A 14,760-nucleotide genomic window follows, 5' to 3' on the forward strand; every position below is an offset into this window, starting at 1 on the left:
CAGGGCCATTTTTCAGCACGTCCTCCCACAGCTGAGAAAGCTTCATCTCAGTCACGTTTCTCGGCGCTGTGTAGGTCTCCGCATCTGCCGCTCCGTCAGGAGCTGGCAGGGCGTTTCGGTCGAGCTTTCCGCTTGGCGTAACAGGCCACTGTTCCATCTCTATCATATAGGCTGGGACCATGTAGCCCGGCAACAGCCTCTCAAGCTGTGCCCGCACTTCGTTTCTTTGGAGCCCTTCTACATAAGCGCATAATTCCGGCTCGCTGCTGTCTGTCCGTACGGTAACGGCCGCCTCCCTTACGCCTTCTATGCTTCTTAGTGCCGCTTCAATCTCTCCCGGCTCAATCCGGTAGCCGCGAATTTTCACCTGATCATCCGTACGCCCGAGGAATTCAACATTCCCGTCAGGGAGCCAGCGCGCCACATCCCCTGTTTTGTACATGCGTTCCCCCGGGTAAAACGGGTCTTCAAGAAAACGCTCCTCCGTTAATGCCGGCCGATTCAAATAACCTCTGGCAACACCCGCTCCGGCAATGTATAGTTCGCCGGCGACACCGGAAGGCTGTACGGCTAAATGCGGATCTAAAACATACAAACGCGCACCAGGTACGGGCTTCCCAATCGGAATCCGCAAACGGTCTCTGTCCCGTTCTGGATCCAATACGTAAAATGCCGCGTCTACCGTTGCTTCTGTCGGCCCGTAGCCATGGATTAATGATACCTGCGGCAATACAGAAGCAAAACGGGCTGCCGTACGCGGCGCAAGCGGTTCACCTCCGGCGAATACACGCTTTAGGTTTGTCCCGTCACCAAGCGCTAACATTTCTGCTTGATCCAGAAAGCTATTCAGCATAGCCGGAATAAAATGAGCCGTTGTCACTTTTTCCTGAGTAATGGCTTTTACGATCAATGCGGAGTCTTTTTCCCAGCCGGGCGGAAGCAGATACGCCGAAGCGCCGGAAAGCGACCACCAAAACAGCTGCCACACAGACGCATCAAAGGAAAAAGAGGTTTTCACCATGACAATGTCATCTTCTGAAAGCGGAAACTGGTGCTGCATGCCGGTCAGAAAGGAAACAGCCTGACGGTGCTCAACGGCCACTCCTTTCGGCTGCCCGGTAGAGCCCGATGTATAGATGACATAGGCGAGAGAACCGCCGTCAGCAGGAGTAAACAGATGGTTTTCTGCTTTTTCGCTCGCAAGAGATGTCATGTCCACTTCAAGCGTCTCTCCGGAAAAGTTCGGTACGGAGCATCCCGGCTGCGTCAGCAAGAGTGATGCCCCGCTGTCTTTCAGCATGTAGCTCAGCCGCTCCTCCGGATACGCAGGATCAAGCGGCAAATACGCCCCGCCGGCCTTCAGTACAGCAAGGACAGCGATCAGCATGTCAGGTGAGCGTTCAGACAGGATCCCGACGATACTTTCGTTTGTGACGCCGCGTGCCGCAAGGTGAGCAGCCAGCCGGCTGGCGTACATATCAAGCTCAGCGTATGTCAGCGAACCGCCTGAAAAGCGAATCGCTGGCCGCTCCGGTGTGACTGCCGCCTGTCGTTCAAACAGCCCATGCAAGGTTGGGGCTTCAGGTGAAACAGATACTGTCCTGTTATTTTGAGAAACGATTTTCCGTGTTTTGTCCTCATCTAGCAATGTCATCTTTGACACAGGAAGAGATGGATCAGAGATGACGTCAGAGATCATGTGCTGTAAATAATCTTTTATCTCAGACATCATATTTGGTTGATAAGTGCCTGTATGAAAATGAATCCGAACGTACAAAGTACGCCCTGGGATCACTTTGACACTGCATCTATAATTAGTTACCTCTTCCATCTCAAAATCTTTCACGGAGAAATCAAATGATCCAGCTTGATTCAGCTCTTCAATCTCTTGTTGAGTAGGTGTATTTTCAAAGACGATAATATGATCAATCAGCTCTTGTTTAAGAGCGCTCTGCGCCTGAATGTCATATAAAGGGAAGTAACTATACGCTTCTGCTTCAGTCATGTCCTTTTGCATTCCGCTGACTAGGTCAGAAAAAGACAGAAAATCACTTTGGACTCGAATAGGAATGGTATTGATAAAAAGTCCGACCATGTTTTCCACATCTTTTAGCTCAGAAGGTCTGCCTGATATAACTGATCCGAATACAGCATCGTCGCGACGATTGAACTTTTGGAGCATGATTCCCCATAAAGCTTGGAAAACAGTGTTAAGCGTCGCACCACAAGCTGCAGCGATTTTCTGTAATTCGGAGGTTTCTTTTTCAGGAATGGTAAACGTGATCTGCTGTAATGTCCCATCCGACATTTGATCTGTTCTTTTTGGCAGAGGCGAAGCTTTTTCGAAATGCTGAAGCCTTTTTTTCCAATACTCAGCTGCTTCTTCACGCTCTTGCTGCATCAGCCATTTAATATACGTCCCGTACGGCTGTACGGGAGGCAAATCAGGAAATCGCCCTTTTCCAAGCGCCTGATAAATATGGAGAAAGTCTTTAATGACGATGCCTAAACACCAGCCATCCATTAAAATATGATGGTGGCTCCAGATACAGACATAATGATCAGGCGCCCATTTTAAAATAGATATTCTCATCAGTACATCCGTTTGGAGATCAAAGCCTTTTGATTTGTCCTGTTCTTTGAATGCCTCTGTACAATTTTCTTTATCTTTTTCATTGAGATGAGAAATATCTTCAACATGAACATGGCAATGACGTTGCTTGAGCACGACTTGACGAGGTTTGGCTACATTTTTATAGATGAATGCCGTTCGAAAGATATCGTACCTGTCAAAAACAGCATCCATACTTTTCTGGAAACGCTCCAAGTCAAGCTGTCCATTGATCGTAAAAGAAGCCTGTTCAAAATAAGCTCTCGACTGCTCATCATACAATGAGTGAAAAAGCATCCCTTCCTGCATAAATGACAAAGGGTATATATCCTGTATTTCGGGTTGCTGCGGCATCAGTGAATCTCCTCTCCCTATAGTTTGTTGACGGCTCCCATGATCTCACTCAATTCATCAAGCGTTAAGTCTTCATCAGTGAAATCAGATGCGCTCCACTCTTGGTTTTCTTTGCCGGTACAATGCTCAATGATGTTTTCCAGAGTCTGTTTAAAATGCCTGGAAAATGTTTGGATTGTTTTTTCCTCAAATTGAAACCTGTTATAGATGATGTGCATGTTCAGGCACCCCGAAGAAACGGCGCCGCTGATATCCAGTGCATAAGGACGCTCCCAGTTCGGGCTGATCTCATTTCCTGGCTTGATGTCAGACACCTCAAAGGCATTTGATTGAATATCCTGATCAAACTGGCCTAAATAATTAAAGCTGATTTCTGGGCTGTTTTTCTGAGAGCCCCATCTTTTGCTGATATATTTCAGCACGCCGTAGCCCGCGCCTTTATGCGGTATACGGTGCAGCATATCTTTTGTCTGTTTAATAAGGTGGCCCAGCCGCTCTTCTTTGTCCTTATGATCGGAATCTCTCATATCAAGCCACACAGGATAAATGGAGGTGAACCAGCCAACAGTTCTGCTAATATCAATGTCCTCAAGATATGATTCCCTTCCATGGCCCTCCATGCTGATTTTAAATTGGTTATTTCCCGTCCATTTCTGCAAAGCAAGACCTAAAGCTGTCAGAAGGATATCATTCATCTCCGTGCTGTAAGCTTTATGTACAGCCGTTAACAGTAATTCTGTGTGGTGGCGAGATAGCTCAAAATGAATCACTTCTGTATCTTTGAATGTGTTAGATGCTGCGTCATTGTCTTTTGGAACAGGCTGGATGTGACGGTTCTCGCACTCATCCCAGTACGCTGCTTCGCGCTGCACCTGGCGGCTTTGAGAGTAGTCAGCTATTCTTTGTGAATACGTTAAATATGAATCTGTTTTTTGCGGCAGTTTAATAGATTCTCCTGAGACTGCCTGTTTGTAAGCCGCTGAAAAATCCTCGAACAAAATTCGCCAGGAAACCGCATCAACAACTAAGTGATGAATCGTCAGAAATAAATGGTCACCATTCTCGGTTCTAAACAATCCAGCGTGAAGTAAGGGGCCGGTTTCCAAACGAATATGTTCTTGCATCCGGCTGGCTGCTTCCTCAATCGTGTTCCGGGCTTCTGTTAGGTTATCCTTTACATCAAACAGTTCAAGTACATATAGCTCCTCATCTGAAAGATCTATCCCTCTGTTTATCTGCACTTGCCTGCCATCTTCATGCCGGCATACGATTCTCAGTGCATCATGATGAGTCACAAGGCTTTTTAGTACTTTTCTAAGCGCAGCCTCATCAAATCGTTCAGTCCGGTAGATCATAACGGATTGGTTAAAATGATGGCTTTCCAGAGATTGCGAGAAAAACCACTGCTGGATAGGTGTCCAAGTAATCTCGCCTTCGACCGGGCCTTGGTCAATGGCGCGTACGTCTTTTCGAACCCGGGCGGACAGTTCACCAAGAGTCTGGTGTTCAAACATCTCACGTACTGTCGTTTCAAATCCGCGCTGCTTCAGTCTGGCACAAACCTGCAGCGCTTTAATAGAGTCTCCGCCAAGCTCAAAGAAATTGGCGCTTACACCCAGCTCATCTACATTAAGAAGCTCCTCCCAAATTTCAGCCATCACCGTTTCAATCTCATTTCTAGGACTGATATCATCAGCTGTATAAGCGTGTTTTTCAGGCTCTGGCAGGGCTTTCTGATCGAGCTTTCCATTAACAGTCACCGGGATGCTGTCAATTTGTATCATACGGGCAGGCAGCATAAAGTCAGGCAAGGCGTTTTTTAGATAAGTTCGGATGTCTGATATATTCGCAGCCTGTTGATCTTTTATCACCATATATGCATATATAGCTGTTTGCCCTTGCTCGTCTGCTCTGGTAATGACAGCCGCCTCTTTAATCATTGGATACTGAAGAAGTGCCGCTTGGATTTCGCCTAACTCAATACGGTGCCCTCTGACTTTCACCTGCTCATCAATGCGGCCTAAGTATTCCAGCTCGCCATTTGACAGGCGCTTAGCAAGATCTCCTGTTCGGTATAATCTGTCTCCCGGAAGATAAGGATTGGATACAAAACGGTCAGCGGTCAGCTCATCTCTGTTGAGATATCCCCGTGCCACACCTTCGCCGCCTATATACAGCTCCCCTGGAATTCCGGTCGGCTGCAGGTTCATATGGGCATCCATCACATGAGCCTGCAGAGTAGAAAGAGGCCGGCCGATATTGCTTTTATTTTTTGCAATGTCTGCTGCGGACAATTTTTTGAATGTTACATGGACCGTTGTTTCTGTAATACCGTACATATTAATCAAATCAGTATGAGGATATTTTTTATTCCAGCTTTGAAGCATGCCGGGCTGTAAGGCTTCGCCGCCAAAAATCACGTAGCGGATGTTTAAATGATCTGTATGATTTTGATCTTCAAGCATCAAGCCGTAAAAAGCAGTCGGAGTTTGATTAAGTACAGTGACGCGCTCTTTTTTCAGCAATAAACGGAATGCATAGGGGTCACGGGCTGTTTCTTTAGAGACCACGACCAATGTACCTCCGTTCAATAACGCACCGAACATCTCCCATACAGAGAAATCAAAGCAATAAGAATGAAATAACGTCCAGACGTCTTCATGATTAAATTCAAAAGGCAGGTTTTGATGTTTTAAAAGACTGATCACATTGCGGTGCTCGACAATGACTCCCTTTGGCTGGCCAGTCGTTCCGGATGTGTATATCACGTATGCGGGCATATCCGTTACTATTTCTTCAATGTTTACATTAGCCGGAATTGAGCCTTTTTCACATTCATCGATATACAAAATATGCCCGGTGTAGTCTGCAGGTTTGTTTTGACCGCGCTCTGTCAGCAGCAGTTTTGCTCCGCTGTCATTGAGCATAAAGCTAATACGCTCCTTGGGATATTCAGGATCAATCGGCAAATAGGCCCCGCCAGCTTTTAAAATCGATAAAACGCCAATGATCATATCAGGTGACCGATCGAGCATCAGACCGATGATATCCCCAGTGCTGACTCCTCGTTTGATCAGCATAGCAGCTGCCCGCTCGGCTTTTTCATTCAGGTCTCGATACGTAAGCTGAGAATGGCCGCACACAACTGCGATATGCTCCGGATATTTAGCGGCTTGCTTTTCAAATAAGCTTACTATGTTTTCATTTCTCGGATAAGCCGCATACTGTCCCATTTTTTCAAGGAGCAACCTACGCTCTGCAGCAGGAAGGAATTGCATGTCCGAAATTCTCATCTCGGTATCCGCCGTTACCCCTTTCACCAATTCAATAAAATAGGATGCCCATCGCGTAATGGTTTTTTCTTCAAAAAGAGCAGTGCTGTATTCAAAACGGCAGCGTATTCCACTCAAATGCTCCTCAGCGTGTAATGTTAAATCGAATTTAGATATATCATGTTTAGGAGTGACAGACGAAATCGACAGACCAGGCACTTCGAACCGGAAATCTTCACTGTTTTGAAGCACAAGCATCGCATCGAACAGCGGGTTGCGATTTACCTCTCGGTTTGTATCGAGCTTATCTGCCAGCTCCTCAAAAGGATAATCCTGATGCTCGTAAGCCGTCAGAGCCAGATGGCGAATGTCCTGCAAATACGAGCTGAACGTTTTGTGGCCCTCGGGCTTGCTGCGCATCGCCAATGTATTGACGAACATCCCGATGACGCGCTCCAGATCGGCGTGAGGTCTTCCGGCAGCAGGCGAACCGACAACAATATCCTCTTGCCCGCTTAGCTTAGATAACAAAATAGAATAGACAGCAAGAAGAATCATATACAATGTTGTTCCCGTTTCAGCCATTAAACGGTGCAGCTCATCAGCCATATCTTTATCAATGTTGACTTCAAATGTTCCACCGCTGAAATCAGGGAGGCGCGGCCTTGTTTTATCAAGGGGTAATTCTAATATAGGAAGACTCCCGCCAAGCTGATCGAGCCAGTAGGCCTCCTGTTTTTTGTATAGCTCTTTCGGGTACTTCTCTTGCTGCCAAACAGCAAAATCCTTATAATGCAGGTTTAAAGCTGGCAACTCTTTTCCGCAATATAAGTCAGTAAATTCTTGGACAAGAGTGCTCATCGAGACACCGTCGGCAATAATATGGTGCATATCGAGCAGCAAAAAGCCGCGATTATTGCCCATTGTAATGACACATGCTCTAAAAAGCGGACCGGATGATAGATCAAACGGTTTGATAAAGGTCTCGATTGCAGACTCAAGCATTTGTTCTGATTCCATTTCAAGCTCTTTTAGATCAAAAGCCATCTCTGGATAAATGATCTGCACAGGCTCGTCTCTGTCAAGCACAAAAACAGTCCGTAATGCTTCATGCCGATTCACAAGTTCTGTGAGAACGCTTCTCAACCGCTGGCGATTCAGATTTCCGCGTAATTCAAGTACAGCTGGCATGTTGTAGCCTGTGCTGTCATCTGCCAGCTGATGAAGAGCATATAATCGTTTTTGCGAGAAAGACAGCGGATAGACATCTCTTTGATCCGCAGGTTCAATCTGTGTAAAAGCGTGTTCTTTTAAGCTCATCAATTTGCCCGCCATGCTTTCAACCGTCGGATATGAAAACACCTCACTGAGCGGCAGCTCGACATTAAGCTTTTTATGTATTCTTGATACCAGTGCGGCCGCTTTTAAGGACTGTCCGCCTAACTGAAAGAAATCATCACGAATGCCGATTTGCTGTTTATTCAGCACATCTTCCCAAATATGTGCGAGATCAGCTTCGATTAAGGTTCGGGGCGCCATATATGTGACATTCGTATTGTTTTCTGGTTCAGGAAGCGCAAACCTGTCAAGCTTGCCGCTGGATGTTAATGGCATCCGGCTGATGTTGATAATACTTGCTGGGATCATATAAGACGGCAATGTCCCGGCAAGATGCTGATACAAATCTGGGAGGCTGTTTCCCTTTTCTGGAACGATATAAGCAACAAGCTCCTTTTCCTCAGCAGAAACATCACGGGCCAGTACCGCGGCTTCCTTTACCCCCGGTGCTTGTCGAAGAACTGTTTCAATCTCTCTCAGTTCAATGCGGTAACCCCTAATTTTTACTTGATCATCAAAACGTCCAATATATTCAATCGTTCCATCAGGCAAAAAGCGGCCTGCATCACCTGTTCGGTATAAACGCTCCCCTTCAAGGAATGGATGATCGGAGAATGCTTTCTGTGTCAGCTCTGGCTGTTTGTAGTATCCTCTCGCAAGACCCGCGCCGGAAATACACAGTTCGCCCGCCGCGCCGATCGGCTGTATTTGATTTCCGTGCAAAATAAATACTTTTGTGTTTCTGATCGGGTGTCCGATCGTGATCCTCTCTTTTTCATTCAGATGCCGCAATATTGTTGTTGCCACACTGTTTTCTGTGGGCCCGTATTCATTTGCCAGTTCTGCAGAAGGACAAATCATTTGACTCAACTCAAGCAGATCAGGCGTGACCGCTTCACCCGCAAATGTCACAATACGAAGACTTTTTGCATCGTCAGCAGTCATCACTTCCAATAACACCCTGTACAGGGAAGGAACAATGATCATGTGGCTGACCTTATAACGAGCTATTTTTCGCTTAAGGGCCAGCACATCCTTCGCTTCGTCATCTGTTGTCAGCAGTACGCACGCACCAGATAAAAGCGGGGTAAATAAGCTCGTTACACAGCCGTCAAACACGTACGAAAACAAATGGAGGGATATATTCTGTTCGGTCATGCCATACTCTTCCCGTCTCCATTGCAATGTATTGGCAATACCGTGATGATCAACTAAAACCCCTTTAGGGCGCCCCGTCGTTCCCGACGTATAGATTAAGTAGGCAAGATCACCAGGCGGTACATCTGGAGCTGCTGTTTGGTGCCTTTCTGTACGTTCTATCGGTATCATATTTCCTTCATAGTGCGGCGGGATGAATGACATAAGGTTTTCTTCTATCAGCAATTGAGCTGCTTGACTGTCCTTCAGCAGGAAAGAAAGACGTTCTTCTGGGAAATTTGGATCAAGCGGCATATAAGCGCCGCCTGCTTTCCAAATCCCAAGCAGAGCTGCAGGCATTTCCATTGACCGGTTCATCATCACAGCCACGATATCTCCAGATCCAACGCCTTTTTCTATCAGGGCGTGCGCAATCTGATTAGCTCTTATATTTAATTGGCGATAGGTCCAGCAATCGTCTCCCATTTTTAATGCAGCCGCTTCAGGTGTTTTGCGGGCTTGTTCCTCGAACAATTGGGGTATCGTTTTGTTCACATAAGGACGCTCAGTTTCGTTAAACAATTGGATAACCTGTTGCTCCTCCGGCGGGACGATATTGATGTCACTGACGGCAACATCGGGATTTGTCAAAATGCAATCCAGTGCTTGCTTTAGATGCCCCTGAATCCTCAGCATCTCCTCCCGCTCGTAAACGTCTGCGTTGTAGCTGAATTTGATATAAAATGATTCTCCCGGAACGATAACGATATTAAAGTCGTAATTGGTTTGTTCCGACATTGAAATGTCACTCAGCTTCAGAGCGCCTTCGTCATTTGCACTCTCCACGCTTAATGCCTGATGAAGCTGTACAGGGTAATTTTCAAAAACAAAAATATGATCGATCAACCCTTGCTTCAATGGACTATGGTTTTGAATCTCATAAAGCGGATAATACCCATGCTGTTCAGATGATAAAATATCCTCCTGCACGGATTTGACCAGCGAAGAAAACGTTATGCCTTCCGCAGATCGGATTCGCACTGGAACAGTATTGATAAACAAGCCGACCATTGATTCAATCCCGTCAATCGCTGACGGGCGTCCCGAAATGACGGAGCCAAAAACGGCATCATCTGCAGCATTATATCGATGGAGCAGCACGCCCCAAATACTCATAAACAGCGTGTTTAATGTCACTCCCCAGTTTTGGGCAGCCTCTGTCAGTTTCTCAACTATATCCGGCGCTAATGAAAAGCTGACCTGGTCAGCTTTATAATCCCCGTCTGCCGTGCGGCGCTTTATTCGGGGAATAGAAGCAGTATTGCCGTACTCCTTCAAATATTCGTTCCAGTAGGCAGCAGTCTCTTCTTGATCTTGTTCTCCGAGCCATTCAATATAACGGCTGAACGGCACCGTGCTGCCAAGCTGTACAGGTGAGTTATTTTTGAGCGAATCATACATGCTGAAAAACTCTTTAAGAATAATGCCGAGACACCACCCATCCATGATGATATGGTGATGTGTCCAGACACATGTATATTGGCTGTCTCCTCTATCAAAAAGGGCAAGACGCATTAAAGGATCTTTTTGCAAATCAAATCCTTTTTCCCGATCCTTAGTCATAAAAGCATCAATCAGCGCCTGCTGTTCTTGATCAGCCAGGCGAGAAATATCTTCTCTATATACTGTCAATTCCCGGTTTGATAAGACTACCTGCTGCGGACCTGTAAGATCTGGTACTTCTTTAATGAAAATCGTTCTGAAAATATCATATCTAGAAACAAGAAGGTTTAAGCTCTTTTGAAACGAGTCGACGCATAGATTCCCTGTGATCGTAAACGAGGTCTGTTCGATATATGCTTTCGAGCTGAAATCCATTAGTGAATGAAACAGCATTCCTTCCTGCATGTGCGATAACGGATAAATATCTTGAATTTGTGCCGATTGTGCCATCAATTCCACACACCTTTTCAAAAGTTAAAGATCTTTCACGAGATCTTCGATGCTAGATAATGCAGACAACGTTAATTCCTTATTGCTGAAATCGCTCAATGTTTTTTCGCGTGCTTTTTTCTGCGAACAATGCTCAATCGTCTCGATAAGATGCCTGTGAAAACGATCCATAAAGCACTCAATTGAGTGTTTGCTGAACACCTGGGTGTATACCGCTTTTACTTGAAGCCGTCCGTCCGTAATGAGAGCGTTGATGTCCAGCTCATACTCTCGTTCTCTTTCACCCGCTATTTCGTAACGGGGCTTGTAATATGATAATTGAAACGTTTCAGCTTCCTTCTCTTCGCTAAATTGACCAAGATAATTAAAGCTGACCTCAGGCTCTTTATGCTGCAGTTCTCCTATGTGTGTTAACAATCCGTATCCAGTTCCTTTGTTCGGTACTCTTCTCAGCATATCTTTTGTCGTCTTAATTCGGTATGCGAGCTGATCCTCGAAAGGCTCGGGAATACCCATGTCTAGCAGAATAGGATAAATGGAAGTAAACCATCCAACTGTCCTTGAAATATCAATGTTTGGCACATGCCCTTCTCTACCGTGTCCCTCAGTGCTGATCACGATTTGGTCATGCCCAGTCCATTCAGAAAGCGCCATTCCTAAAGCCGTAAGCAAAAGTTCGTTGGCATCAGTACCATAGGCTTGCTGGGTTTCAAACTGCAATTTTTCAGTCCAGTCCCCGGATAGTACAAACGCTGCTGCGTCGCTGTTCTTTTGGAGTCTGTCCGGCACATTTTCTATGTCCTTAGGAAGAAAAGCAGTGTGAGCGTCTAAAATCGTTTGCCAATACGTTTTCTCTGAATGCAATTGTTTACTTTCAGCTATTTGGGTAAGACCATCGGCGTAGGATAAATAAGAATCCGTTTTTGGCGGTAATTGGATTTCTTTCTTTTCTAAAGCCTGTTGATATGCTGCAGCTAAATCCTCAAGCAGAATTCTCCAAGAAACGCCATCTATCACAAGATGATGAAGTGCAATCAGCAAATGATCCCCTTCTGCCGTTTTAAACAAACCTGCTTGCAGCAAAGGCCCTTTTTCTACATTCATTTTGCTTTGAATGACGGTTTCCTCAGCGGCAAGTTTTTCATCAAGATGAGCCCTTTCCAGCGATGCTTTTGTCCAATCTGAAATATAAAGGCCAAACAGTTCATGATCCTTGTGATTGATTCCGCGATTAAACTGAATGACATGGCCGTTTTGGTCACGTTGGAAAATCATGCGAATGGCATCATGATGCTCGGTTATTTTACGCAGCGCTAGATGAAGCGCGTTAGCATTGAATCCTTTTTTACTGAAAAGCATGACGGACTGGTTGTAATGATAGTGAAAAGCATGTACCTGTCCGAAAAATCTTCGCTGAATCGGGGTGAGTTCAGCTTCACCTTCCGCAGGTCCCTGGTCCGCTTGAGATGCCAATGGTGTGATATGTCCGCATAGTTCCTGAATCGTTGAATAACGGAATAAGTCGCGTATTGTCATGCTCCAGCCTTCAGCTGCCAGACGTGCTGCTACTTGTAATGCTTTAATTGAGTCTCCGCCAAGCTCAAAAAAGGAATCGTGAATGCCGACTCGTGACATGCTCAGTACATCTTCCCATATATACGCCAACGTTTTTTGCATGTCGTTAACTGGTGCGGTATATGGACGCGATAACACATTATTTGGAGCCGGCAAGGCATTTCTGTCCAGCTTTCCGTTTAGGGTTAGCGGCATGTTTTCTAAAGGAATCAGATGTGCAGGAATCATATACGCTGGCAGCTCCTTTGTTAAAGCAGCACGGAGAGCATTCGTATTGACGTCTGAAGGCACAATATATGCTGCCAAACCAGCCTGTCCATTCTTATCATGCTGAACGGCAACAGCAGCTTCTCTGACAAGCCCCGTTTTAAGCAGAACACTTTCAATTTCTTCTGTTTCAATTCTGTATCCATTTATCTTCACTTGATAATCCATTCGGCCAAGAAGCCGGATCGTTCCGTTTGGAAGCCAGCATGCTCGATCACCGGTTCTGTACAGCCTTTCTCCAGAGACAAATGGATTTTCTGTAAATTTCATTTGCGTTAAGTCAGGTTTATGATGATAGCCTTTCGCAACACCTGCCCCGCCGATGCACAGCTCGCCGGCAACGCCGATCGGCTGAATTTGATCAGTCTGGCTGAGTACGTACATGCGTACATTCGGCAGCGGGCTGCCGATTGGTACGTTATCGCCCGTACACTCTCCACTCATACTTGTTTCATAAAAGCTCGAATCAATGGTTGCCTCTGTGACACCATAGCTATTGATGATGCGCATGCTTTGACCAAAGCGGTCTGTCAATGTTTTGAAATCTTGAGCTTTCACCATGTCGGAACCAAGAATCAGTATGTCTAAGTCAGGGAGCTTGAACTGGTTACGGTATACATACTCCATCATCGGGATAATGAGAGCCGGTGTCGACTCCATCACCGTAATTCTCTGAGAGTTCATGATCTTATATATTTCAGCAGGTTCCAGCCGTGTTTCATCTGGGCAAACGATTAGAGTCCCGCCGTTGGACAATGTTCTCGCCAAATCTCCTGAGAAGACATCGAATGAAAAGCTCGCGATTTGAAGCAGTCTGACAGGCTTCCGATCCAGTTCATAAATTTGACGCCAAGCAAGAGCAGCATGAGTAAAGTTCTGATGGGTGACAATAACACCTTTAGGCGCACCCGTCGTTCCTGACGTATAAATGATATATACCGCCTCTTCAGGAGCAGGAGATAAGTTAAGGTTGCAATTACTTTCTTCATAAGAGCTTTCATCGTCAAGGCAGATATGAGACATCTCAGATTCAGGCGAGTTCGAAATCAAATGCTTCAATTCCTGCTGTGAAAGTAGAATATCTGCTCCGCTATCACGAAGAATATATTCAATACGGGCTTTTGGATAATGTGAATCGATTGGGATATACACTCCGCCAGCTTTCATCACTGCCAGCACTCCAACAATTGTATCAATGGACCGCTTGGCTAAAACAGCCACAGTTGGCTTCGGTCCTTTTCTGTTTTGCAATGTTCGTGCCAGACGATTGGCTCTTTCATTTAGAAGGCGATAGCTAATCTCTGTTTCGTTATCAATAACAGCTATATGTTCTGGAATTTCTTCAGCTTTCGCTTCAAATATGCGATGAAAAGGAATATCTTTTTGAGCAAATTCAACTTGAGTTTTGTTAAATTCAAAGACTATTTTTTGTTTTTCTTTATCACTAAGTATGTTTATTTGTGCAAGGCTTGTTTCAGGAGTTGAAAGTGCCTCATGCAGAAATTCGATAAAATGATCAGCCCAGCGTTCAATCGTAGCTTTCAGGAATACTTCTGTACTAAATTCCATTTCGCAGCAAATAGATCCACTTATTTCAGTAGCTATTAATGTGATATCAAATAAAGAAATGTGATGTGCGAAATTGGCAGGCCGGACTTTTATTTCTCTCAGATCTATGTCCTGTTTTTCCACATTTTGAAGGATAATCATCGCATCAAACACTGGGTTCCGGCTCATATCCCGTGTCAATTCAAGCTTATCGACAAGCTCTTCGAACGGGTAATCTTGGTGCTCAAAGGCTTCCAATGCTGTCTCACGCACTTCCTGCAAATACTGTACGAATGGCTTCCCGCCCTCCGGGCGCGTCCGAAGCGCCAGCGTGTTCACAAACATGCCGAGTATCGGCTCAAGATCCTTGTGCGGCCGGCCGGCAATTGGCGAGCCGACGATGATATCTTCCTGTCCGCTTAAGCGTGACAAGAACGCGGTGTAAGCCGCAAGAAGCACCATGTACAGTGTGCTTCCGTTTTCTCGTGCCAGCTTGTGAAGGCCTGATGTAACCTCTTGATCCAGCATAAATGAGACCTTGTCACCCGCGAAGCTTCGCACCGGCGGGCGGGTATGATCAGCCGGAAGATCCAGCACAGGCAGCTCGCCTTCGAGCTGCTTCAGCCAGTACGCCTCCTGCGTTTTGTACGCGTCTCCTGTTTTGAATCCTTCTTGCCATACGGCATAATCTTTATATTGAATGCG

Annotated in this window: 2 protein-coding genes and 1 pseudogene; all 3 read right to left on the reverse strand. The window is 45.8% G+C overall.

The window, feature by feature from the left end:
* A partial coding sequence (locus tag FB592_RS20750) for a non-ribosomal peptide synthetase (protein ID WP_141950103.1) occupies positions 1–2,965 on the reverse strand: 2,965 nt, incomplete at its 3' end.
* A 17-nt stretch (positions 2,966–2,982) separates the two neighbouring features.
* Complete coding sequence (gene ppsB, locus FB592_RS20755; protein WP_141950105.1) at positions 2,983–10,665, reverse strand: plipastatin non-ribosomal peptide synthetase PpsB; 7,683 nt, start codon at positions 10,663–10,665, stop codon at positions 2,983–2,985.
* A gap of 24 nt (positions 10,666–10,689) precedes the next feature.
* Positions 10,690–14,760: pseudogene (locus FB592_RS20760) on the reverse strand (non-ribosomal peptide synthetase); the annotation flags it as partial.

Source organism: Bacillus sp. SJZ110 (genome assembly GCF_006715455.1).
Taxonomy (GTDB): Bacteria; Bacillota; Bacilli; order Bacillales; family Bacillaceae; genus Bacillus; species Bacillus subtilis.

Bases quoted from the DNA above. Each gene is read 5' to 3' on its own strand.
- ppsB (WP_141950105.1), bottom strand. From the start codon at position 10,665: ATGGCACAATCGGCACAAATTCAAGATATTTATCCGTTATCGCACATG.